The sequence below is a fragment of the Micromonospora sp. AMSO12t genome (genome assembly GCF_008806585.1).
GTDB lineage: Bacteria > Actinomycetota > Actinomycetes > Mycobacteriales > Micromonosporaceae > Micromonospora > Micromonospora reichwaldensis.
Genome location: NZ_WAAS01000026.1, coordinates 20949 through 44761, shown reverse-complemented (window position 1 = coordinate 44761; position 23813 = coordinate 20949). Strand labels below are relative to the sequence as shown.

Sequence of the window (23813 nt, the reverse complement as noted above, 5' to 3'; positions counted from 1 at the left end):
CGCGGAGGTACCCGTGCCCAAACGCCTCACCACCCTGCTCGCCTCGGCCGCGCTCACGATGCTCTTCGTCTTCGGGGTCTCCTCCCCCGCCGCCGCCGTCACGACCTCGCAGAAGCTGTCCGTCCTCTCCAGTTGGACGCAGACGAGCGCCTCCAGCTACAACTCCTGGAACTCCGGCCGGCTCAACCAGGGCGCCTGGGCGGCGTACGGATTCAACTGGTCGACCGACTACTGCTCGTCGAGCCCGGACAACCCGCTCGGCTTCACGTTCAACCTCTCCTGCTACCGGCACGACTTCGGCTACCGCAACTACAAGGCGATGGGCCGGTTCTCCGCGAACAAGGCCCGCCTCGACGACGCCTTCTACGCCGACCTGAAGCGGGTCTGCGCCACGTACAACGCCGCCGTCCGGCCCGCCTGCACCAGCCTCGCCTGGACGTACTACCAGGCCGTCAAGGCCTTCGGCTCGCTCGCCGCCGTGCAGCAGGCCGACATCGACCGCGCCGCCCGGATGAAGGCCGACGCCGAGAGCCGCGCCGCCCTGCGCTGACCGCGCCCGTACGCCCAGGGGTTCGCGTCCCCGGCCAGCCCGATGACGCGGACCCCGACCGGCGGGTCCCACCCGCCGTCAGGCGTGGCCGGTGTGGTGGCGGCGACGGTCCGGGGCGACGGACTGCCGGGGAGCCACACGGGCGTGACCGGCGCCGAACCTCGCCGAGCCGACCGCCAGGTCCGGATGCTCGACGGCGAGGGCCAACGCCGCCGCCTCCTCCAGCCCCAGCTCGGTCCCCTCGCCGTACGCGCCGTCGAAGGTCGCGTCGCCCAACTCCCGGCGCAGCTCCCCCTGCCGCTGCGCCCAGTACCCGCCGTAGATGCCCGGGGCGCAGCGCATGCTCGCCCGGGTCGCCCCCGCCGCACCGAACAGGCGGGCCGCCGTCAGCCCGTCACCGCCTGCCGCGCAGCGCACGGCCATCGCGTTCAGCGTGTCGCAGGCCCGACCGTGGAAGCCGTGGCTCATCCGCGAGCGCAGCGCCACCTGGAGATGCTCGTGCGCGGCGACCAGGTCCCCGCGCGCCAGGGCGACCATCCCGAGCAGCATGTCGACCGAGCGCCGCCCCCGCTCTACCGGGCGGGCCGCCTCCACCGGGCGGGCCGCGCCCAGCAGCTCGGCCGCCTCGTCCAGGGCGCCCCGCCGCCAGAGCAGCTCGGCCAGGCTGAACACCCCGAAGAGCGCGTCGCCGAGCACCTCCTGGCCGGACGCCCAGTCGATCACCTCGCGGCAGATCCGCTCCGCCTCCGCGAACTGTCCCATGTCGACCAACGGGGCCGCCCGCCCGGCGAGCACCCGGGCGAGCAGGCCGGCGTCGCCCGCCTGCCGGGCCGCCGCCTCCGCCCGCTGGGAGTAGCGCAGCTCCTCGGCGAACTCGCCGTCCGCGCCGGCGTGCAGCGAGTGCATGTGGTACGCCGCCGCCAGCTCGGCGTCCGGGATCCGCTCCCCCGTCTCGGCGATCCGCCCGTACAGCCGGAACAGCCAGAGCCGCCCCTCCCGGGCCAGGCCCCGCTCCCGCCACCACTGGTCGAGGCCCCCGGCCAGCCGCAGGCCGGCCCGGGCACTGCCGCCGGTGGCGCACCAGCGCAGCGCGGCGCGCAGCTCGCCGGCGAGCGGGTCGAGGACGTAGAGCGACAGGGTCACCGGCCGCCCGTCCGGGCCCAGGTGGGCGCGCTCCAGCGCGTGCGTCGACCACGCCACGTGCCGGTTGCGGGCCGACCTCTCCTCCCCCGCCTCCGCCAGCCGCCGCGCCGCGTACGCCCGGATCGGGTCGAGCATCCGGTAGGTGCTGCCCGAGGCATGCGGCTCCGCCAGCACCATCGACTTGTCGACCAGCACCGAGAGCGGATCGAGCGGGTCGTCGCCGAGCAGCCACTCCACCGTCGCCAGGTCGACCGGGCCGGCGAAGACCGCCAGCCAGCGCAGCAACCGGGCGGCGCGCGGCCCCAGCGTGCGGTACGACCAGGTGACCGTGGCCTGCATCGTCAGGTGCCGCTCGGTGGCGGAACGCTGCACCGCCCGGACGGCCGGGCTGGGCGGCACCATCCCCACGGCCGCCGCCACCAGGTCCACCGTGTCCGGCCGACCGCCCGGCCGGTCCGGCTCCACCGGCGGGTCAGGGTCCTCCCGGCCCGCGTCGAGGGTGCCCAGCACGTCGTCGAGGCGCTCGGCGAGCTGCCCGACGGAGAGCACCCGCAGCCGGGCGGCGGCCAGCTCAATGGCGAGCGGCAGCCCGTCCAACCGACGCACCACCCGCCGCAGGTCGGCCGACTCGCCCGGATCCGGCGGCCGGCCGCCCCGGGCCGCCGCCGTCCGGTCCAGCAGCAGCGCGACCGCGTCGCTCTCCGCCCTGTCCACCGGCGGGTCGACCGACAGCGACGGGATCCGCCAGACCACCTCGCCCGGCAGGCCGAACGACTCCCGGCTGGTGGCGAGCACCCGGACGCCCACCCCGCCGGCGAGCAGCCGGGAGATCACGTCGGCCGAGGCGGCCGGCTGGGCGTCGCAGGTGTCCAGCAGGACGAGCATCCGGCGCGCGGCCGCGTACTCCACGAGCGTGTCGACCATCGGGCGGCCCGGCTCGGGACGCAGACCGAGCACGGCGGCGACCTCGAACGCCACCAGACCCGGGTCGGTGACCGCGGCGATGTCGACGAACCAGACACCGTCCGGATGGGACTCCACCAGGTCGACGGCGAGCTCCACGGCCAACCGCGTCTTGCCCGCACCCCCCGCGCCGAGGACGGTGACCAGCCGGTGCGCCTCCACCAGCTGCTTCAGCTCGGTCCGCTCGGCGTGCCGGCCGACGAACGAGGTGACCGGGGTCGGCAGGTTGTGCGCGGACGCGTCGGCGGTGCGGGGCCGCGGGAACTGCCGCTCCAGGCCGGGCGCGACCAGTTGGAAGAGCCGCTCCCGGTCGTCGAAGCCGCGCAGCCGGTGCAGGCCCAGGTCGTGCAGGGACACGTCGGGCGGCAGCGGCTCCGCGTGCCGCGCCGTCGACGCCGAACAGAGCACCTGGCCGCCGTGGGCGGCCGCGGCGATCCGGGCCGCGCGGTGCACCTCCGGGCTGACGTACTCGCCGTCGCGCGGCTCCGCCCAGCCGGTGTGCAGCCCCATCCGGACCCGGGGCATGGCCTCGGCGGTGGGCCACTCGTGGCTGGCCAGCGCCCGCTGCGCGGTCAGGCAGGCGGTCAGCGCGGCCGTCGCGTCGGGGAAGGCGAGGAAGAACGAGTCCCCCTCGGTCAGCAGCTCCGCGCCCTCGGTCGCGGCGATCGTGCGGCGCAGCAGGCGGCGGTGCTCCCGCAGCACCGGGCGGTAGTCCGGGCCGAGCAGCTGGGCCAGCCGGGTGGAGCCCTCGATGTCGGTGAAGACGAAGGTCACCAACCCGCTCGGAAGGTGGATCCGTGGCGACATGGTGGAACCTCCGCCCGTGACGTCGGACTCATGCTGCCTGATACCGGACCATCACGCATCGTGAGAACGGTCGGCCGGAGCCGACTGCGGGCCCGCAGGTCAGCAGCCGCAGCCACCGCCGCAACAACCCCCACCGGCCGGCGCCGGCGCGCCACCGGCCGCGCCGCCGCCCCGGCCGGTGACCGCGACGGTGGAGAGGAGCTTGACCGTGTCGGTGTGCCCCTGCGGGCAGGACGCTGGCTCAGCGGCCTGCGACATCGGGCGGTTGACCTCGTAGGTGTCGCCGCAGGCGCGGCAACGGAACTCGTACCGGGGCATGGCACCAGGGTACGACCGGTCCTGACGTACGGGGGGACATGGGTGATACTCAACTTGTGGTGGACGGCGAGGACAGGACGACCCTTCGGCCCCTGCGGCCGGCGGCACCGATCGACGGGCCGCTCGCCGGTTCCGGCGCCGCGCCCGAACCCGCGACGCGGTTGCCGCGTCCCCGCCGCCCCTGGCTGAGATCCACCGCCGCCGGCGACACGAAGCCGGCCACGGAAACCAGGCCGGCGACCGAGCCCACCGCCGAGACGAAGCCCGCGACCGAGGCCAAGCCGGCGACCGAGGCCACCGCCGAGAAGGCGAAGCCGGTCGACGAGGCGAAGCCGGCCACCGGCACCAGGCCGGTCACCGAGCCCACCGCCGAAGCGAAGGCGGCGGAAGAGGCGAGGCCGGCGGAAGAGGCGCAGTCGGCGGAAGAGGCGAAGTCGGGCGACGGGCCGGCCGCCGACGCGAAGCCGGCCACGACCGGGAAGCCGGACGACAGCGCCGGCACGACCGGGAAGCCGGGCGACAGCGCCGCCACGGCCGCGAAGCCGGACGACGGAACCGCAGCCGGCCCTGACACGAAGGCCGGCGGCGCGGCCGGGGCCTCCACGACCGGGCCCGGGGCGAAGACCGGTGACGACGCCGGCGCCGCGTCGGCCACGGGCGCGGGCGACCTCGCGAAGACGAAGGTCGACGTGCCCGCCACGAAACCGGCCACCGGGCCCCGGCGCCGCCGGGTGCAGTTCGCGCACGCCGTACGCCGGCCGCCGCACCGCGTCGCGATGGGCGCCGCCCGCGCGACCCGGGACTGGTCGCGGCGGCCCAGCGGGCGACTCACCCTGCCCGGGGTGTTCCTGCTCGCCCTGGTCGCGGCGACGGCTGCGGCGGGTGCGCTGCTGGTGCCCGCGACGGCCCGGGGACCCCGTCCGGTCGCGGTCGACGCCACCTCCACCGCGCCGACCACCGTTCCGCAGGCGCCGCTGCCCGGCGGGACCCCACTGCCTGGCGGCACGGTGCTGCCCGGTCAGACGCCACTGCCCGGCGGCACGGTGCTGCCCGGCGGGACGGTGCCGCCCGGTCCACTCCCCGGCGGGGTCACCGGCCGGCCGTCGGACGCGCTGGCCGGCTGGGCCGCCCAGGTCGGGCCGAAGGTCGGCATCTCGCCGGTGGCCGTGCAGGCGTACGGCTACGCGGAGGTGGTGCTCGCCCAGACCAACCGCAGCTGCGGGCTGAGCTGGACCACCCTGGCGGCCATCGGGTTCGTCGAGTCGGGGCACGGCCAGGCCAACAACGCGACGCTCCGCCAGGACGGCAAGGCGCTACCCGAGATCATCGGTCTGCCGCTCGACGGGCAGGGCGGCCGGATGCGGATCCCCGACACGGACCGCGGCGTGATGGACAAGGACCCGATCCTCGACCGGGCGGTCGGGCCGATGCAGTTCATCCCGACGACCTGGCAGGAGATCGGCGCCGACGCCGACAACGACGGCGTCAAGGACCCGCACGACCTGGACGACGCCGCCCTCGCCGCCGGCAACTACCTCTGCAAGGGCGGCCGGAACCTGACCATCCCCGCCGACTGGTGGAACGCGATCCTGTCCTACAACGACGTCCGCCGGTACGCCCAGGATGTCTACGACACCGCCAACCGGTACGGACAGGCGAGCCGCACGTGAAGTGATCGTCTGCATACATTGGAGAACTGGACACTTCCCCCGGGCAGCGGTTAGCGGCAAGCTAGACGGGTGATGGTGCGCGAGTGGGACCCCAGGACCGCGTCGTCCGTCGAGATCGCGTCGCTGCTGGACACGCTGAACGCGGTCCTGGCGGCCGATCTGCCGCAGGACCCGCCGTGGCGGGAGAGTTCCATGCGGGAATACCTCGCCGAGGTGATGCCCGGTGAGCGGCGGATCTCCTGGGTCGCCCAGGCGGAGCCGGCGGCCGACGGCAGCCCGGGGGCGATCCTGGGCCACGTGCACGTGCTGCTGCTCGGTGACATCGGGGTGCTGGAGGTGCTGGTGCACCCGGCGGAGCGGCGCACGGGCCTCGGGCGGGACCTCGTCCTGACCGCCGCCCGGCGGGTCTACCAGGAGGGCTTCCAGTCGATCGGGGTCGAGGTGGTCGGCGACACGCCGGCCGTCGCCTTCTACGAGTCGCTCGGCTTCTCGAAGGAGTACGTCGAGACCCGCAGCGTGCTGGACTTGTCCGGGGTGGACTGGGCCGAGCTGTCCGAGATGGCCACCGGCATCGGCGCGGGCTACCACCTGGAGTTCCACCCCGGCGGCCCGCCGGACGAGCTGATCGAGACGTACGCGCGGGCCAAGGCGGAGGTGCGCGACGTCGAGGACGGCGAGCTGCGCCCCAGCTCCTACGACCCGCAGCGGCTGCGCGACAGCCTGGACTGCCTGCACCGGCGGGGCATGAAGCCCTACATCGTGCTCGCTCTGCACGAGCAGACCGGTGAGGTCGCGGGGCTGACCGAGGTGGTCGTGCCGGTCCAGCATCCCACCCGCGCCGACCAGTACGACACCATCGTCGTGCAGGACCACCGGGGCTACGGCATCGACCGGGCGATCAAGGCGCGGATGCTGATGGAGCTGCGCTCGGCGGAGGCGGAGCTGACCGAGGTGCAGACGTGGAACGCGCAGGCCAACGAGGCCATGCTCAAGGTCAACGCCGAGTTGGGCTACCGCCCGGACCGCGAGTGGTGCGAATACAGCATCGACGTGGCCGAGCTGGTGCACCGCCTCGACGCCGGACGCTGACCGGAACGTTCACGAAACTGTCCGGTGGGGGATGGACGGCGGTCAGCACCGACCCTTAACGTGCGTTAGTTCCCCGCCCACCCATCGTGGAGGCCTCATGCGCCCGCGCCGCACTCTTGCCGCGCTCGCGACCGCCACCGCCGCCGTGACCGTCGCGGCTGTCGGCGTCGCACCCACCGCGGCCAGCGCCGCGCCCACCGACCTCTTCATCTCCGAGTACGTCGAAGGCTCGTCGAACAACAAGGCGATCGAGCTGTTCAACGGCACCGGCGCCGCCGTCGACCTGGCCGCCGGCGGCTACCAGCTCCAGTTGCACTTCAACGGCTCCACCACGCCGACGAACCTGGCCCTCACCGGCACCGTCGCGGCCGGCGACGCCTTCGTCCTCGCCGCCGCCTCGGCCGCGCCGGGCATCCTGGACCGGGCCGACCAGACCACCAGTGCCAGCCTGTTCAACGGCGACGACGCGATCGTGCTGCGTCGGGGCGGCACCGTGCTCGACTCGATCGGCCAGGTCGGCGTCGACCCGGGCACCGAGTGGGGCACCGGCGTCACCAGCACCGCCGACAACACGCTGCGCCGGTCGGCCGCCGTGACCTCGGGCGACACCGACCCTTCCGACGCGTTCGACCCGGCCGCGCAGTGGGCCGGCTTCCCCGTGGACACGTTCGACGGCCTCGGCGCGCACGTCGTCGACGGCGGCGGACCGGTCGACGCGCCCGCCACGCTCACCTGCGGCCCGGCGCTGGTGACCTCGGTCGGCACGGCGGCCACCCGGGAGGTCACCGCCACCGACCCAGACGACCGCATCGTCGACCTGGCGGTCACCTCCGTCGACCCGACCCCGGCCGCCGGCTCCGTCAGCCGCTCGGCGGTCACCCCGGCCGACGCGGTCGGCGGCACCGCCCGCGCCACGGTCGCCACGAGCCCCGACCTGGCCGCCGGGGCGTACACCGTGGTGCTGACCGCCACCGACGCGGACGGCGGCACCGCCACCTGCACCCTGGCCGTGCAGGTGACCCGGGAGCTGACCGTCGGCGAGGTGCAGGGCCCGACCAACGACGCAGAGTCCGGCCCCGCCGACCGGTCGCCGCTCGCGCCGGGGACCGGCAACGGGACCAGCAGCACGCTGTACGACGTACGTGGCGTGATCACCCAGCGGACCCTCGCGCGCGACTCGTCAGGCCGCGACCAGCACGGGTTCTTCCTGCAGAGCCGTAGGGACGCCACCGACGGCGACCCGACCAGCTCGGACGGCATCTTCGTCTTCATGGGCTCGTTCACCTCTTTGATCGGCGGCTACGTGCCGGCGGTCGGCGACGAGGTGGTGCTGCGCGCCCGGGTCTCCGAGTACTTCAACTTCACCCAGCTCTCCGGCGCGTCGCTGGTGCGCCGGATCGCCTCCGGCGTGGACGTGAACGCCGAGGTCCAGGTGACCGACGCGGTGCCGCCGGTCGAGGTGGCGGCGGCGCAGCGCTTCTTCGAGCGGCACGAGGGCGCCCGGCTGCGCGTACGGGCCGGCAGCGGCGCGGTGAGCGGGCGCAACGTCTTCGCCTCCACCGCCGACGCCGAGATCTTCGTGATCGACCGGGACGACCCGCTGCTCGACCGCGCCGACCCGTACGCCCGCCGGGTGTTCCGGGACGCGCACCCGCTCGACAACGACCCGGGCCGCCGCTTCGACGACGGCAACGGGCAGCGCGTCCTGCTCGGCAGCATGGGCGTGAAGGGCACCACGGGCGACAGCGCCACGCTGCTCCCGCCCGCGCGCACCTTCGACACGCTGACCGTCGACGCGGTCGGCGGGCTGTACTACTCGTTCGAAAAGTACGGCGTGCAGGTCGAGGCGGCGGCGTTCACGGGCGGGGCCGACCCGTCGACGAACAACCCGCCGAAGCCGGCCAACCGGTCGGAGGAGGTCGCGGTCGCGACCTACAACGTCGAGAACCTGTACGACTACCGTGACGACCCGTTCGACGGCTGCGACTTCGCCGGCAACGCCGGCTGCACCGGGGTGCGTCCGCCGTTCGACTACGTCCCGGGCAGCGAGCAGGAGTACCGCGAGCAGCTCGCCGCGCTGGCCGACCAGATCACCACCGACCTGCACTCCCCGGACCTGATCCTGGTGCAGGAGGCCGAGGACCAGGACATCTGCTCGGTCTCCGGCACCGAGCTGGTCTGCGGCAGCACGGACAACGCCGACGGCGCGCCGGACAGCCTCCAGGACCTGGCGCTGGCCATCACGGCCGCCGGTGGCCCGGCCTACCAGGCCGCGTACGACCGCACCGGCGCGGACGCCCGGGGCATCACCGCGGCGTTCCTGTTCCGCACCGACCGGGTCTCGCTGGCGGCGCCCACCGCCGGCGACCCGCTGCTGGGCTCGGCGCCGACCGTCGAGTACCGGGGGGCGGCGCTGCCGGGCAACGCGGACGTGCAGAACCCGAAGGCGCTCAACGCGGTGCTTCCGGACGACGTGGACACGTCCACCGGCAAGGACGGGAACAACGTCTTCACCCGCGCGCCGCAGCTCGGCAAGTTCACGGTCGCCGCCGCGCCCGGCTCCGCCGAGCGGTACACGCTCTGGGCCGCGAGCAACCACTACTCGTCCGGGCCGGACAGCCGGGTCGGGCAGCGCCGGGAGCAGGCCGCGTACGGGGCCGCGATCGTCACCGCGATCGAGGCGTCGGACCCGCACGCGCGGGTGGTCTACGGCGGGGATCTGAACGTCTTCCCCCGCCCCGACGATCCCATCGCGACGGCGGCGGATCCCACCCCGTCGGACCAGCTCGGGCCGCTGTACGAGGCGGGCATGCGCAACCTGTGGGACGACCTGCTCGCCGACGCGCCGTCGTCCGCCTACTCGTACAGCTTCGAGGGGCAGGCGCAGACGCTGGACCACCTGTTCGTGAACGGCGCGCTGCACCGGGACCTGGTGCAGATGCGGGCCGCGCACGTCAACGCCGACTGGCCGGCCGACCACGCGGCCGACGGCAGCCGGGGTTCCAGCGACCACGACCCGCAGGTGGCCCGCTTCCGCTCCCGCGCGTCGCTGAGCGTCGGCGACGCGTCGGTGGTCGAGGGCGACCGGGGCACCCGGCCGCTGACCTACACGGTCACGGTGTCGCGCCCGCTGTCCCAGCCGGTGCTGCTCTGCGCCGCTACCTACGGCACCACGGCCCAGGCCGGCGCCGACTACGACCCGTACGTCGGCTGCAAGGTCCTGGCCGCCGGGCAGACGTCGCTGGCCTTCCCGGTGACCGTACGCGGCGACCGGAAGCGGGAGGCCGACGAGAAGGTGAACCTGGTCGTGGCCGGGGTGCCCGGCCTGCGGCTGGCCGACCCGCTCGCCGTGGGCACCATCACCGACGACGACTGACGTCACACCGGAGCCCGCCCCGACGGCCCGCCGCCCAGGAACGTCCTGGCCGGCGGGCCGTCCGCTCACCACGGGAAGCCCGGGCCGGGCAGCCGCGACGGCGGGGGCACGCGCGGTGGTGGAGGCACCCGCGGCGGCGGGGGCACGCTGCGGTACTTCGCCACCCGCACCTCCCACTGGCTGCGCCGCCGCATGGCGTCGCGGACCCGGCGGTCGCGGTAGAACGTCTCCGGCGGGCGGGCCAGCCCGTAGATGTCCGCCCACCACTCGCCCGGCTCGGGGTCGAGAATGGTGTCCAGGTGCGAGGGGTAGCGACGCCCCGCCCCGTCGCGGGTGTCCTGCCAGTCCCGCATCGGCTTCAACACCCGCCCGAACTCGTCGACGACGGCCAGCCGGAACCCGGCGACCCCGATGATGCGGCGCAGAAGCAGGATGCTCGGCACCATCCGGCCGGCCTCGATCCGCCCGACGGTGGAATGGTTCACCCCGGCCCACCGGGCCAGCTCCCGCTGGCTGAGGCTGGCATGCCGCCGGACCGCCCGGACGATGCCCGCAGCCGGCCACGGGGTGTCGAACGGCTCGGTCAGCAGCACGGGCGGCTCGCGCGATCCCGCCCCCTGATCGGTACCCACCGCCTGATCGCCGCCCGACGCCCCGACGGCACCCGACGGCCCAGCGCCGCCCGACGGCCCGACGGCACCCGACGGCCCCGCGGCACCGGACAACTGGTCGGAACCAGCCGGTCGGTCGGGATCCCGGTCAGTTTCCGGTTGGGCGGGAAGCTCGGTCATCCCGTCACGCTCCCGGCTGCGATGCCTCTCCCGCAATCCCGCCCGCTGCGCCTGTGGATAACTCAGCCACCTGTGGAAAACCGACGACCGGTCCTTCCCCCACACCCCTGGGCGCATTCAGCTAGGCAGTAACGCGCTGTAACAGGAGCGGTCTTTCCGCAGCTGCCTACGCTAAGTGATGGAGAATCCGGCCCTGAACGACCCTCGATCACATCGCTGACGGCCACAACGCCATGACCAGCGACTTCCGTGTGGGCCCTCCTCAGGAGCGACGAACCTCTGCACGCCCTTTGCTCTGCATCCCCATACGCAACAGGCACTATGGGTTACTGGCGCATATGGGAATGCAGAGCAAAGCGTCCGGAGGGCGGTGGGATCCGGGGCGCAGGTCGAGTACTCAGCGTTACTGTCAGGAATTCTGACATGCGGAGCAGGCGTCTACTCGAAGCCGGCCCGCTCCGCTGCCCCGACCGGGTCGGAGACCGAAGGGGTCGGACCGGATCAGGGCGCGCCCGAACGGGCCGCGCCGGGCAGGACCAGCCCGCGCCGGGTCGCGCCGCACTGGGCCAAGCCGCGCCGCGCCGGGGCGGGTCGCGCTGGGGCGGGTTGGGTCAGTAGCGCTGGCGGAGGAGTCCGGCGGCCTCGACCGCCCAGTAGGTGAGGATGATCTGCGCGCCGGCCCGGCGGATCGAGGTGAGCGTCTCCAGCATCACCCGCTCCCGGTCGATCCAGCCGTTGGCGGCAGCCGCCTCGACCATCGCGTACTCGCCGGAGACCTGGTAGGCGGCGACCGGGACGTCCACCGCCGCACGGACCGCCGACACCACGTCGAGGTACGGCAGGGCCGGCTTGACCATCACCATGTCGGCGCCCTCGGCGACGTCCAGCTCGACCTCGCGCAGCGACTCCCGCAGGTTGGCGGGGTCCTGCTGGTAGGTGCGGCGGTCGCCCTCCAGGGCCGACTCCACCGCGTCCCGGAACGGGCCGTAGAAGGCCGAGGCGTACTTGGCGGCGTACGCCAGCACGGCGACGTCCTGGTGGCCCGCGGCGTCGAGCGCTCGGCGTACCACGGCGATCTGGCCGTCCATCATGCCGGACGGCCCGACCACACCGACCCCGGCGGCGGCCTGGGCGACCGCCATCTCGGCGTACGCCTCCAGCGTCGCGTCGTTGTCGACGCCACCGTCGGGGGTGAGCAGGCCGCAGTGCCCGTGCGAGGTGAACTCGTCCAGGCAGAGGTCGCTCATCACCACCGTGGCGTCGCCCACCTCGGCGACGACGTCGCGGATCGCGACGTTGAGGATGCCGTCCGGGTCGATCCCGCCGGAGCCGGTGGCGTCCCGCCGCTCCGGCACGCCGAAGAGCATGATGCCGCCGACGCCCGCCTGGACCGCCTCGGCCGCGGCCTTGCGGAGCGAGTCCCGGGAGTGCTGGAGCACCCCCGGGAGCGACGCGATCGCCCGCGGTTCCGTCAACCCCTCCCTGACGAACATCGGCACGACCAGCTCGGCCGGGTCGACGCGGGTCTCGGAGACCAGTCGCCGGATGGCCGCGTTGCGGCGCAGCCGGCGGGGCCGGATCTCGGGGTACGGCATCACGGACCTCCTGCTACGACTACCGGAACCTCAGGGCGGTCGGCCCCTGCACCTTCGAGCCACGGCGCTGCTTCGCCGGCATGGCGGCGAGCTTCTCGCGCAGCTCGACGGCGTAGGCGGCGAGCGCCTCCACCAGATCGGGGACCGAGGCGTGCGGCGGCTGGACGTCGACCCGCAGGCCGAACTCCGTCGCGGTCTCCGCCGTCTTGGGCCCGATCACTGCAACGACGGTACGGGCGTGCGGCTTCCCCGCGATACCCACCAGATTGCGCACCGTCGAGCTGGACGTGAAGAGCACCGCGTCGAAGCCACCCGACTTGATCGCGTCCCGGATCTCGGCGGGCGGCGGGGCGGCCCGTACCGTCCGGTAGGCGGTCACGTCGTCGACCTCCCAGCCGCGCTCGGTGAGCCCGGCGGCGAGGGTCTCGGTGGCGATGTCGGCGCGCGGCAGCAGCACCCGACCGACCGGGTCGAGGATCTCGTCGTGCGGCGAGAACTCGGCGAGCAGCCCCTCGGAGGACTGCTCCCCCGACGGGATCAGCTCGGGCTGGATGCCGAACGCGCGGACGGCGTCGGCGGTCGCCTCACCGATACAGGCGATCTTGACGCCGCCGAAGTGCCGGGCGTCGAGGCCGTGCTCGGCGAACTTCTCCCAGACCGCGCGGACCGCGTTCACCGAGGTGAAGATCACCCAGGCGTACCGGCCGTCGACCAGGCCCTTGACCGCCCGCTCCATCTGGGCCGGGGTGCGCGGCGGCTCGACCGCGATCGTCGGCACCTCGCAGGGGATGGCCCCGTACGCGCGCAGCCGGGCGCTCATCACGCCGGCCTGCTCCTTGGTGCGGGGCACGAGGACCTTCCAGCCGTACAGCGGCCGGTTCTCCCACCAGCTCAGCTTGTCCCGCTGGCCCACGCCCTCGCCGACGGTGAGGACCACCCGGCCGGTGAAGCCGAGCGCCGCCGCGACGAACGAGTCGACGGTCGACGTGGTGGTGTACTGCGTCTCGCCGGTGCCGTCGCCGGTCACCCCGACGCCGGTGGTGCCCTCCACCCCGGCCGCGAGCAGCCCGTCGCGGATCGCGGCGAGGTCGCCGGCGTCCACGGCCAGGGCCAGCGAGCCCCGGCCGACGGCTGCGGCCAGCGCGTCGAAGTCCAGCGTGCTGACGTCCTCGACGTCGGCCGCCGTCCGTACGCCCGGCAGCGGCACGCCCGCGTAGGTCGCCACCCCCTCGGCCTGGCCGACCCCGGGAACCACCTCGAAGTGTGCGGCGGTCCGCGCGACCGCCTGCACCTCCTTGACGACCGAATCGTGGCCGAACGGGTCGCCGGCGACCAGGTGCACCGCGTTCAGCCCGGAACGGGCCGCCGAGATCAGCACCTTCGCCACGTCACCCGGCGCGCCCTCCGCCGGAGTGAACTGGGCGTCTTCCCTGGCCTGGGCGCGGACGGCGTCGAGCAGCGACTCGGGGACTCCCCGGTCGTACACCACCTGGTCGGCGTCGACCAGAGCGTCGTGCGCCCGGCGGGTCAGCAGGCCCGGGTCGCCGGGACCGGCCCCGACGAAGGCGATGCGGCCTACGGGCTTACGGGTGCGGGTCATTCTGTGCTCCCAAATTGCTGGGTCCCCGGGCCGGCGTGTCCATCGTGGCCGAGGATCGAGTCGGCGCCGAGGTCGAGGAGTTCGGCGGCGAGTGCCTTGCCGATCTCCGCCGCGTCGGCGAGCGTTCCGGTGCGGGACAGCCGGAGGTCTCTCGTACCGTCCGGACTGATCACCGCCCCGCGCAGATAGATCTCCTGGACGAAGTCACCCTCGACGCCCGAGCCGGTTGGCTCGCCTTCGGCGACGACGGCGTAGGCGGCGACCGGGGCGGAGCATCCGGCCTCCAGGGTGGCCAGCAGCGCCCGTTCCGCGGTGACCGCGGCGTGGGACGGTGCGTGGTCGAGCACGGTGAGCAGCTCGACCAGGTCCGTGTCGTCGGCCCGGCACTCCACCGCCAGCGCGCCCTGGGCGGGCGCGGGCAGCATCAGCATCGGGTCGAGCGTCTCGGTGATCACGTCGGTACGCCCGAGCCGGGCCAGCCCGGCCCGGGCCAGGACGACCGCGTCGAGGTCGGCCTCCGGGCCGAGCACCCGCGCGAGGCGGCTGTCGACGTTGCCGCGGATCGGGGTGACCTCCAGCGGCATCCCGAGAGCGTGCAGCTGGGCGATGCGGCGCAGCGCTCCGGTGCCCACGGTCGCGCCGGAGGGCAGCTCGGCGAGCGTCCGGCCGTCCCGGGCGACAAGCGCGTCCCGCGGGTCCTGCCGCATCGGCACCGCCGCGATGTGCAGCCCGGCCGCCGCCGCGGTGGGCAGGTCCTTGTAGGAGTGCACCGCGAAGTCGATGGTGCCGGCGGTCAGGGCGTCCCGCAGGGCGGAGACGAAGACGCCGACGCCGAGCCGGTGCACCGGCGCGGAGGAGCGGTCGCCGGCGGTGACCACCTCGACCAGCTCGACGGGCCGGCCGGTGGCGGCGGTCAGGGCCTCCGCGACGTGGCCGGACTGGGCCATCGCCAGTTTGCTGCCCCGGGTACCGAGGCGCAGGGGCGTGCTCATCGCTCACCTCCGAGGGGCGGGACGTCGGCGGAACCCGTCGACGGCAGATTGTCGGCGTGACCGACGGGCGGCGGGACGTCGGCGAGGCCGAACGGCGGCGGAAGGTCGGCGAGGCCGAACGGCGGCGCGGCGTCGCCGGCCACGATGTCGGGGACGCTGTCGACCGGGGACGTCTGCGGCACCTTGAGGTCGAACAGCTCGCGCAGCAGGGCCGCGTACTGGTCGCCGCCGGGTTCGGCCGCCAACTGGCGCACCCGAACGGTCGGCTGGTGCAGCAGCCGCTGCACCACCCGGTGCACCGTCCGGGCCACCTCGGCGCGCTGGTCGTCGGTGAGGTCCGGGCGGCGCTGGGCGAGCCGGCGCAGCTCGGCGCCGACCACGTCGTCGGCGCGGCCACGCAGGGCAGCCACCGTGGGCGCCACGTCGGCGCCGCGCAGCCAGGTGAGGAAGGCGTCGACCTCGCCGGCCACGATCCGCTCGACGGCGGCGGCGTCGGCGGCGGCGGGCCCGTCGGCGAGCAGCGTCGCCATCCGGTCGATGTCGATGACCTCGACGCCGGGCAGCTCGGCGACGCCGGCCTCCACGTCGCGCGGCACGGCCAGGTCGAGCAGGACCAGCGGCCCCCGGCCGGGGTCGCGCCCGGCGAGCGCCCGGGTCACCACGTCACGGGTGAGGACCGCTTCGGTGGCCGCGGTGGCGGCCACTACGATGTCCACTGTGGAGAGCACGGTGGTCAGCTCCGCCATCGGCGTCGCGCTGGCCCCGTACGCCTCGGCCAGCCGGACGGCCCGGTCGGCGCCCCGGTTGGTGACCGTGAGCGGCCCCGCGCCCAGCCGGGACAGCGTGGCGACGCTCAGCGACCCCATCGCGCCCGCGCCGACCACGAGCGCGGGACGGCCGGCGAGGTCGCCGTCGAGGTGCCCGGCGGCCAGCTCCAGCGCGGCGGTCACCACGCTCTGGCCGGCCCGGTCGATCCCGGTCTCCGCGTGCGCCCGCTTGCCGACCCGCAGCGCCTGCTGCATCAGCTCGTGCAGCAGCCGCCCGGCGGTGTCGGCCCCGGTCGCGGAATGGTAGGCGTCCCGGAGCTGGCCGAGGATCTGCGCCTCGCCGACGACCATCGAGTCGAGCCCGGCGGCGACCCGGAAGACGTGGTCCACGGCGGCGGCGTCGAAGTGCACGTAGAGGTGGTTGGCGAGCGCGGCGGGCTGGCAGCCTGCCTGGTCGGCCAGCACCGCGCAGATGTCGCCGAGGCCGCCGTGGAAGCCGGACACGGCGGCGTAGACCTCCACCCGGTTGCAGGTGGAGACGATCACGGCCTCGGTCACGTACGGCTGGGCGACCAGGCGGTCCAGGGTGCGGGTGAGGTCCGCGGGGCCGACCGCGAGCTGCTCCAGCGTGGCGACGGGAGCGGTGCGGTAGGACGCGCCGACGACGAGCAGTTTCACGTGCCGATCGCCTCCTGCGGGTCGGTGACGGCGAGCCCCCCGGGCAGGGCGGTCAGGGCGGACCCACCGGTGGCGGGCAGCGCGGTCAGCGATGCCTTGCGGTGCTCGTGGAAGGACAGGATCTGCAGCTCGATCGCGAGGTCGACCTTGCGCACGTCGACCCCCTCCGGAACCGAGAGTACGCACGGGGCGAAGTTCAGGATGCTCGTCACACCGACCGCCACGAGCTGGTCCGCCACCGCCTGGGCGGCCGGGGCCGGGGTGGCGATCACGCCGATGGCGATGGCCTCCTCGACGGCGACCCGGGGCAGCTCGTCGATGTGCCGGACGACCAGCCCGCTGATCTCCTCGCCGACCCGGGCGGGGTCGGCGTCGAAGAGGGCGGCGATCCGGAAGCCGCGGCTGGCGAAGCCGTCGTAGCCGGCGAGGGCGTGACCGAGATTACCCACGCCGACCAGGGCGACGGCCCGCCGCTGGGTGAGCCCGAGCACGTACTCGATCTGGTCGACCAGCAGCGCCACGTCGTAGCCGACGCCACGGGTCCCGTACGAGCCGAGGTGCGAGAGGTCCTTGCGGAGCTTCGCGGAGTTCACGCCGGCGGCGCTGGCCAGCCCCTCGCTGGACACGGTCTCGTGGCCGGTTTCGGCGAGGTTGTGCAGGGCACGGAGGTATTCCGGGAGCCGCGCGACGGTCGCCTCCGGCAGATCCGGGAGCGCCGGTACGGCACCGGCTCGGCCGGGCGCGCCAGGGTGACGGTGCTGACTCATGAGACTCCGTGCGGTGCGATCCTCGGCCAACTCGGGCGGCCGGCCGTTTCGGGATCCCCGCTGGCGACCGAGATTGCCGGCTGTGCTAGCAGGGCGCGTCGGAACTACAGAGTAGGCGCTTGTGAACGCGTGCACAAATCGCGATCTTGATAGCTCGCGACGCGGCTTCACCAGCCCCTCCATTCCGCAAGATCGATCCAGTGGCCGCCGCCGGCCACCGCCCGGCCTCCGGGCGGTGGCGATGGTGCCGGTAGCGCCGATTATTGCTCAATTACGACTTCTCTGACCAATCGCGCGGCCCACGGCTCGCCCACGATCCGGTCACGGTAGGGCCAGCCCTACGCCGCAGAGGCGGGCCGACGGGATGGGTCGGCGGCCCCGCGCTGCCTAGCCTCTTGACATGACCGCCGTACCCGTCGCCGCCGATCAGCCCGTGCCGGCGCCGACCATCTCCCGACAGCTCCTGCTGGACTCCGGCTACGTGCTGCTGGGCCTCCCGCTGGCCCTGGCCAGCTTCGTCGTCCTGCTGGTCGGCCTGGCCGCCGGGCTGGGGCTGGTCGTGACGGTGATCGGCCTGCCGATCCTCAGCGGCACCCTCTACGCCGCCCGGGGCCTCGCCGACATCGAGCGCCTCCGCCTGCCCACCGTGCTCCACCAGGCCCGGATCCGCCCCCAGTACCGGCTCCCGGAGCCCGGCGCGAGCGCCTGGCGGCGGATCTTCGTGCCGATGGGGGACGCGCAGTCCTGGCTCGACCTGGCGCACGGCATCCTCAAGCTGATCGTGGCCATCGTCACCTTCGTGGTCACGCTGGTCTGGTGGGCCGGCGCCGTCGCCGGCACCCTCTACTGGGCGTACGACTGGACGCTGCCGCACGGCGACCCGGAGGACGTCGGCCTCCCCCAGCTCCTCGGCCTCGGCGACTCGACCGTCGTCCGGATCGGGCTGCACACCGCGATCGGGCTGTTCTTCCTGATCACCCTGCCGATCGTGGCCCGGGGCTGCGCGCTGCTGCAGGCCGGCTTCGGTCGGGCCCTGCTCACCGGCGTGGCCGAGATGCGCAACCGGATCACCGTGCTGGAGGAGCAGAAGCGGGCCGCCGTCTCCGCCGAGGCGAGCGCGCTGCGCCGACTGGAGCGGGACATCCACGACGGCCCGCAGCAGCGCCTCGTCCGGCTCGCGATGGACCTCAGCCGGGCCCGCCAGCAACTCGCCACCGACCCGGGGGCCGCCGGGCGCACCCTGGACGAGGCGGTCACCCAGACCCGGGAGACGCTCGCCGAGCTGCGCGCCCTGTCCCGGGGCATCGCGCCGCCGATCCTGGTCGACCGGGGACTGCCCAGCGCCCTGGCGGCACTGGCCGGGCGCGGCCTGATCCCGATCGAGCTGCGGGTGGACCCGGAACTGGCCAACCCGGCCGGCCGGCTCGACCCGGCGGTCGAGAGCACCGCCTACTTCGTGGTGTCCGAGGCGCTGACCAACGTCGCCAAGCACAGCCGGGCGACCGAGTGCCAGGTCACCGTGGCCCGGCACGACGGGCGGCTGGAGGTCGACGTCGACGACGACGGGCAGGGCGGCGCCCACCTGGCCAAGGGGCACGGGCTGGTCGGCATCGCCGACCGGATCCGCTCCGCCGGGGGCCGGCTCTCCGTGGTCAGTCCGGCCGGCGGGCCCACCAAGATCCGCGCGGAACTCCCGCTGTGAGCCGTACGTGGTAGACAACAGGACATGCGGATCGTGATCGCGGACGACGCGGTGCTGCTCCGGGAGGGGCTGGTACGGCTGCTCACCGAGCGCGGGCACGAGGTGGTGGCCGCCGTGGCCGACGGCGACGCGCTGGTGGTGGCGGTGGTGGCGCACCGGCCGGACGTGTCGATCGTCGACGTCCGGATGCCGCCGTCGCACACCGACGAGGGGCTGCGCGCGGCGGTGGAGGCCCGCCGCCTGGTGCCCCGCACCCCGATCCTGGTCCTCTCCCAGTACGTCGAGGTGTCGTACGCCGACGACCTGCTCGCCACCACCGGCGGCGGCGGAGGCGGGATCGGCTACCTGCTCAAGGACCGGGTGGCCGCGATCGACGAGTTCCTCGACGCGCTGGACCGGGTGGCCGCCGGCGGGACGGTGCTCGACCCCGAGGTGGTCGGCCAGCTCTTCGCCCGGCGTCGGCGCGACGACCCGCTGCGCGAGCTCACCCCGCGCGAACGCGAGGTGCTCGCGCTGATGGCCGAGGGCCGCTCCAACACGGCGATCGCGAAGACCCTGGTGGTCACCGACGGCGCCGTCGAGAAGCACGTCCGGAACATCTTCACCAAGCTCCAGCTCCCGCCCGACACGGAGCAGCACCGCCGGGTCCTGGCCGTGCTGGCCTACCTGCGCAACTGACCCGCCGCCCGGCCCTGCCACCAGCGCACGGACCGGCCGCCGGCCTGCCGTCCGGGCGCGGACGGAGGCCGGTCTGCCGCGAGCGCGCGGACGGCCACCGGCCCGGTCAGGGCAGCGTGGCCGCCAGGCTGACCGCCTCGCTGAGGGTTTCGGCGACCGGGTGGCCGGAGGCGCGCAACCGTGCCGCGTCGGTGAACCCGCCGGTGTAGAGGACGGCGCGGCCCCCCACCGACACGGCGGCGTCGGCGTCGTCGACGGAGTCCCCGATCAGCACCGCGTCCCGGCCGTCCACGCCCAGCTCCGTCAGGTGCCGCCGGAGCGACTCGGCCTTGCGGTCCCCGCCGACGGTCGCCCGCAGCCCGTCCACCCGGACGAAGTGCCCGGTGAGCCCGTACGTGTGCACGGTCGGCACCAGTTCCTCGTGGAACCACATCGACAGCAGGGACTGGCTGCCCGGCCAGGCGGCCATCGCAACCGTGGCGTCGTGCGCCAGCTCGCAGGTCGTCAGCCCGGTGCGGTACGCGTCGTGGAAGATCCGGTCCAGCCGGCCGAACGCGTCGTCGTCGACCGCCCGGCCGAGCACCTCGGCGTAGTAGTCGGCGATCGGCCGGCGGAACCGTACCCGGTGCTCGTCGGCGGTCACGGCGGGCCCGCCGACGCTGGCGAAGGCGGCGTTGGTGCAGGCGACCACCAGGCTCAGGTCGTTGAGCAGGGTGCCGTTCCAGTCCCACACCAGGTGGTTGCGCGCCGGGGTCATCGGAGCACCCTAACGCCTGGCGTCACAGCTGCGGCGTGGTCAGGTCCCGCAGCAGCCGCTCCTCCTCCACCCGCCAGTAGCCGTGCTCCTTGCCGTCGAGCAGCACCACGGGCAGCCGGTCGCCGTACTCGCGTTCCAGCTCGATGTCGTCGGTGACGTCCTTCTCGGTCCACCGGTCCCCGGTGACCGCCACCACCCGGTCCAGCGCCAGTTTCGCCTCGTCGCAGAGGTGGCAGCCGGGGCGGGTGATCAGGGTGAGTCGGGGCTCACGCATCGGTCTCCTCCGTCGTGCTGGCGCCGGCCGGGGCCGACGGGCGGGTCTCCGGCGACGCCGCCGGGGACGGCACCGGGGACGCCGGGGACGACGCCGTCCGGAGCAGGGTCTTGCGCACCTTGCCGATCACCGAGTGCGGCAACTCGTCGACGAACTCGACGGCGGTCGGGCACTTGAACCGGGCCAGGTTGCGGGCGCAGTGGGCGAGCAGCTCCTCACCGGTCACCGGACGCCCCGGCGCCGGCACCACGTACGCCCGGACAGTCTCGCCGGTCCGCGGGTGCGGCACACCCAGTACCGCCGACTCGGCCACCCCCGGGTGCGCGGAGAGCACCAGCTCGACCTCGTGCGGGTACACGTTGAACCCGTTGACCAGGATCAGCTCGCCGATCCGGTCGACCAGGAAGAGGTCGCCGTCGGAGTCGGCGTACGCAACGTCGCCGGTGGGCCACCAGCCGTCGGCGTCCGGGCCGTCCCGGCCGTCCGGCCAGTAGCCGGCGAAGACGTTCGCCCCGCGCACCACGACCTGGCCCGGGTCGGTGCCGGGTGTGACGTCGGAGAGGTCCAGCTCGTCGGCGTCGTCCTCCGGCTCGGCCACGCCGTCGCGCCACAGGTCGGCCCCATCGGTCCCGACCAGCCGCAACTCGACGCCGGGCAGCGGCCGGCCGATGGAGCCGGGCTTCGGCTCCCCGCCGACCAGGGTGGAGGTGAGCACCGGCGCGGTCTCGGTGAGGCCGTACCCGACGTGCACCGGGCGGCCGGCGACCTCGGCGAAGCGCGCCGCGACGGCCGGCTCCAGCGGCGCCGCGCCGCAGACCACGGCCCGGACCGACGGCATCGCCGCGGCGAGGGCGGCGGCGTCCGCCGTGGACCAGGCGGCCACCATCGACGGTACGCCGACCAGCACGGTGACCCGGTGCCGGGCGATCACGGCCAGTCCCGCGTCGGAGCCGAGGTCGTCGACGAGCACCCCCGTCGCACCATGGTGGACGACCGCGCCCAGCCCCGCATTCAGCCCGTACGCGTGGAACAGCGGCAGCGCCAGCAGCACGGTGTCGTCCGGGCCGACGACGGGCGGGTCGATGCGGCCGACCTGCTCGTGGTTGGCCGCCAGCGCCCGGTGCGTCAGCATCGCGCCCTTCGGCCGCCCCTCGGTGCCGGAGGTGTAGAGCAGCAGCGCCAGGTCGTCGCCGCCCCGGTCGGGGAACGGCTGACCGGCGTCGGCCACCGGCGGCGCGGTGTGCACGGCGACGAGCGCGGGCAGGTCCCCGGCGGCGTCGGCGACCAGTTCGCGTACCCGTTCGGTGCCGATCAGCACCGAGGCGCCGGAGTCGGCCAGCACGTGCCGCAGCTCGGGGGCGGTGAGGCCGGGGTTGACCGGCACCGCGACCAGCCCGGCGCGCAGCGCGGCCAGGCAGCTCACCACGAAGTCCGGCGAGTTGCCGAGCGCGACGGCGATCCGGGGCGGGTGCGGGTCGGCGGCTCCCGGCGTCGGGTCGGACCCGGCGGGTCGCGCCCAGGTCAGGGCCGCCAGGGCGTGGGCGGTGGCCGTCACCGAGGCGTCCAGTTCGGACCATGTGACGGTCCGATCGCGCCAGTGCAGCGCGGGTCGGTCGCCGTGGGCGGCGGCCGCCCGGTGGAGCCGCTCGACGAGGGTCGAGGCGGAGCTGTCGGTTGCGTCCTGCACGGTGGCTGAGTCTGGCACAGCGCGGGGCCTGTGGGCCATGCCCGCCGGAGGCCGGAGGGGACACCACGGTCGGCGGGAACGGCGGCCCGGACGAGTCCCACCGACGGGACGACCGGTGGGCACGGGCGGGACGCGACCGGTCCCGTCCACAAGACACGCCGGGACGCGTCGGGCGCATCGGACGGTCCTGGGTCGACATCCGCGCCGCTGACCCGCCCGATCCCGCGACACGCGCGCTGACCTGGAATTTCTTTCGCAACCACGCGGCAATCCGAAAGTCAACCGCACACGACGGACAACCGGTCCGCCAGGTGTGCGGCGCGGAGGGAAATACTTCCGCCCTGTGTAACGGACTTGCCACGCGTGGGTGACGTTGGCCCTATCATCACTCGGGTCGGCTCACCCCATTTGCCGTGAGTCGACACCCCTCAGCCCGAGGAGGCCCCCGTGCCTGTGAGCGCATTGGACCAGCACCTCAAGGGGATCTGCCGCCCGTCGGCACACCCCGAGCCAGCCCTGCCCGGCCCATCGGGCCGGGCCACGACGGCGACGCGCCGACCGGCGTGGTCGGCCGGCGGGACGGAGGCGGCGCGGTGACCACCTTCGGATACGCGGAACGGCCGGCCGGCCTGACCAACCCGGTGATCCGCGGCCAGCTCAACGAACGGCCCGCCGCCCGGGGTCCGCTGGACGACACGGGCAGCCTCGCCGTCCGGGGGGAGGGCACGTCGAGCCGGACGCGCAGCCGGCCACACCAGAACGAACCGCCGCCCCGCTCCGCGACACCGGGCGGCAACGCCAAGTCGGCCGGCGGCCGGGTCGCCGTCCCCGCCCGGCCCACCATGCCGGCGCAGGGCCGCCGCACCACGGAACCGGCCAAGGCGCCCGACGAGTCGGGCGCGGAGACGGCCGTGCTCCCGGCGGTGCCGGCCGCCGCCGCGCCGGTCAACACCTCGACGGGCTTCCCCAGCCGGCCCGACCCGTCCGACCCCGCGACCGAGGTCTGGGGGCTGGTCGAGCGGGCCCAGGCCGGCGAGTCCGAGGCGTTCGGGCTGATCTACGACCGGTACGTCGACACGGTGTTCCGGTTCGTCTACTTCCGGGTGGGCAACCGGCAACTCGCCGAGGACCTCACCTCCGACACCTTCCTGCGCGCCCTCAAGCGGATCGGCAGCTTCACCTGGCAGGGCCGCGACCTGGGCGCCTGGCTGGTCACCATCGCCCGGAACCTGGTGGCGGACCACTTCAAGTCCGGCCGCTACCGGCTGGAGGTCACCACCGGGGACGTGCTGGACGCCGACCGCGAGGACCGGGGCCCGGAGGGCAGCCCGGAGGCGGCGGTCGTCGAGCACATCACCAACGTGGCCCTGCTCAGCGCCGTCAAGCAGCTCAACCCGGAGCAGCAGGAGTGCATCGTGCTCCGCTTCCTGCAGGGCTTCTCCGTGGCCGAGACGGCCCGCACGATGGGCAAGAACGAGGGCGCGATCAAGGCCCTCCAGTACCGCGCGGTACGAGCGCTGGCCCGACTGTTGCCGGACGGCTTCCAACCGTAGTCCCGGGCAGGAAGAACGCCGTACATCGATGCGATGTACGCGCAGGTCCGTGGCGT

Annotated in this window: 18 protein-coding genes; 7 read left to right on the top strand and 11 right to left on the bottom strand. The window is 74.3% G+C overall.

Features of this window, described 5'->3' with window-relative positions:
- Nucleotides 1–13: 13 nt before the first annotated feature.
- Nucleotides 14–550 carry a phospholipase gene (locus tag F6X68_RS06635; RefSeq protein WP_151453406.1) on the top strand — a complete coding sequence of 179 codons (537 nt, stop codon included), beginning with the start codon at nucleotides 14–16 and terminating at the stop codon, nucleotides 548–550.
- Nucleotides 551–628: 78 nt separating this feature from the next.
- Here F6X68_RS06635 and F6X68_RS06630 read toward each other — a convergent pair whose 3' ends face one another.
- Nucleotides 629–3463, bottom strand: a complete 2835-nt coding sequence (locus tag F6X68_RS06630) for an adenylate/guanylate cyclase domain-containing protein (protein ID WP_151453405.1) — start codon at nucleotides 3461–3463, stop codon at nucleotides 629–631.
- A 99-nt stretch (nucleotides 3464–3562) separates the two neighbouring features.
- Nucleotides 3563–3781 (bottom strand): zinc ribbon domain-containing protein, encoded by a 219-nt coding sequence (locus F6X68_RS06625; protein WP_151453404.1) that lies wholly within the window; start codon nucleotides 3779–3781, stop codon nucleotides 3563–3565.
- Nucleotides 3782–3819: 38 nt separating this feature from the next.
- On the opposite strand from F6X68_RS06625, the gene F6X68_RS06620 reads away from it, so the two are divergent.
- The 3 genes from F6X68_RS06620 (at nucleotide 3820) to F6X68_RS06610 (ending at nucleotide 9916) form a co-directional block, all read left to right on the top strand.
- Nucleotides 3820–5451, top strand: coding sequence for a lytic transglycosylase domain-containing protein (locus tag F6X68_RS06620; protein WP_151453403.1), 1632 nt, complete (start codon nucleotides 3820–3822; stop codon nucleotides 5449–5451).
- A 72-nt stretch (nucleotides 5452–5523) separates the two neighbouring features.
- Nucleotides 5524–6540: a GNAT family N-acetyltransferase gene (locus tag F6X68_RS06615; protein ID WP_151453410.1), complete on the top strand. Its 1017-nt coding sequence runs from the start codon at nucleotides 5524–5526 to the stop codon at nucleotides 6538–6540.
- A gap of 97 nt (nucleotides 6541–6637) precedes the next feature.
- On the top strand, nucleotides 6638–9916 hold the full coding sequence (locus tag F6X68_RS06610; protein ID WP_151453402.1) for a lamin tail domain-containing protein: 3279 nt from the start codon (nucleotides 6638–6640) through the stop codon (nucleotides 9914–9916).
- A 65-nt stretch (nucleotides 9917–9981) separates the two neighbouring features.
- Here F6X68_RS06610 and F6X68_RS06605 read toward each other — a convergent pair whose 3' ends face one another.
- The 6 genes from F6X68_RS06605 to F6X68_RS06580 all read right to left on the bottom strand — a co-directional run bounded on the left by F6X68_RS06605 (nucleotide 9982) and on the right by F6X68_RS06580 (nucleotide 17106).
- Complete coding sequence (locus tag F6X68_RS06605; RefSeq protein WP_192581302.1) at nucleotides 9982–10548, bottom strand: helix-turn-helix transcriptional regulator; 567 nt, start codon at nucleotides 10546–10548, stop codon at nucleotides 9982–9984.
- Nucleotides 10549–11318: 770 nt separating this feature from the next.
- Nucleotides 11319–12302 (bottom strand): porphobilinogen synthase, encoded by a 984-nt coding sequence (gene hemB / locus F6X68_RS06600; RefSeq protein ID WP_151453401.1) that lies wholly within the window; start codon nucleotides 12300–12302, stop codon nucleotides 11319–11321.
- Nucleotides 12303–12321: 19 nt separating this feature from the next.
- Nucleotides 12322–13902, bottom strand: a complete 1581-nt coding sequence (locus F6X68_RS06595; RefSeq protein ID WP_151453400.1) for a uroporphyrinogen-III synthase — start codon at nucleotides 13900–13902, stop codon at nucleotides 12322–12324.
- On the bottom strand, nucleotides 13899–14894 hold the full coding sequence (gene hemC, locus F6X68_RS06590) for a hydroxymethylbilane synthase (protein ID WP_151453399.1): 996 nt from the start codon (nucleotides 14892–14894) through the stop codon (nucleotides 13899–13901). Before hemC ends, F6X68_RS06595 begins: the two co-directional genes overlap by 4 nt.
- The gene (locus F6X68_RS06585) at nucleotides 14891–16339 is read right to left on the bottom strand and encodes a glutamyl-tRNA reductase (protein WP_151453398.1); all 1449 of its coding nucleotides are present in this window, start codon (nucleotides 16337–16339) and stop codon (nucleotides 14891–14893) included. Before F6X68_RS06585 ends, hemC begins: the two co-directional genes overlap by 4 nt.
- Complete coding sequence (locus tag F6X68_RS06580) at nucleotides 16336–17106, bottom strand: redox-sensing transcriptional repressor Rex (RefSeq protein WP_151453397.1); 771 nt, start codon at nucleotides 17104–17106, stop codon at nucleotides 16336–16338. Before F6X68_RS06580 ends, F6X68_RS06585 begins: the two co-directional genes overlap by 4 nt.
- Nucleotides 17107–17506: 400 nt before the next feature.
- Between F6X68_RS06580 and F6X68_RS06575 the strand changes: the two genes are divergently transcribed.
- Both F6X68_RS06575 and F6X68_RS06570 read left to right on the top strand, forming a co-directional pair.
- Complete coding sequence (locus F6X68_RS06575; RefSeq protein ID WP_151453396.1) at nucleotides 17507–18808, top strand: sensor histidine kinase; 1302 nt, start codon at nucleotides 17507–17509, stop codon at nucleotides 18806–18808.
- 24 nt (nucleotides 18809–18832) lie between these two features.
- Complete coding sequence (locus F6X68_RS06570; protein WP_151453395.1) at nucleotides 18833–19486, top strand: response regulator transcription factor; 654 nt, start codon at nucleotides 18833–18835, stop codon at nucleotides 19484–19486.
- Between the two features lie 106 nt (nucleotides 19487–19592).
- Here F6X68_RS06570 and F6X68_RS06565 read toward each other — a convergent pair whose 3' ends face one another.
- Genes F6X68_RS06565 through F6X68_RS06555 form a run of 3 tightly spaced genes read right to left on the bottom strand, consistent with a single transcriptional unit; the run spans nucleotide 19593 to nucleotide 22243 of the window.
- Nucleotides 19593–20243, bottom strand: a complete 651-nt coding sequence (locus tag F6X68_RS06565; RefSeq protein ID WP_151453394.1) for an HAD family hydrolase — start codon at nucleotides 20241–20243, stop codon at nucleotides 19593–19595.
- A gap of 22 nt (nucleotides 20244–20265) precedes the next feature.
- The gene (locus F6X68_RS06560) at nucleotides 20266–20517 is read right to left on the bottom strand and encodes a glutaredoxin family protein (protein ID WP_121399981.1); all 252 of its coding nucleotides are present in this window, start codon (nucleotides 20515–20517) and stop codon (nucleotides 20266–20268) included.
- Nucleotides 20510–22243, bottom strand: coding sequence for an AMP-binding protein (locus F6X68_RS06555; protein ID WP_151453393.1), 1734 nt, complete (start codon nucleotides 22241–22243; stop codon nucleotides 20510–20512). The genes F6X68_RS06560 and F6X68_RS06555 overlap by 8 nt, the downstream gene beginning before the upstream one ends.
- Nucleotides 22244–22797: 554 nt before the next feature.
- On the opposite strand from F6X68_RS06555, the gene F6X68_RS06550 reads away from it, so the two are divergent.
- Nucleotides 22798–23757 carry an ECF subfamily RNA polymerase sigma factor, BldN family gene (locus F6X68_RS06550; RefSeq protein WP_151453392.1) on the top strand — a complete coding sequence of 320 codons (960 nt, stop codon included), beginning with the start codon at nucleotides 22798–22800 and terminating at the stop codon, nucleotides 23755–23757.
- The last annotated feature ends 56 nt before the right edge of the window (nucleotides 23758–23813 follow it).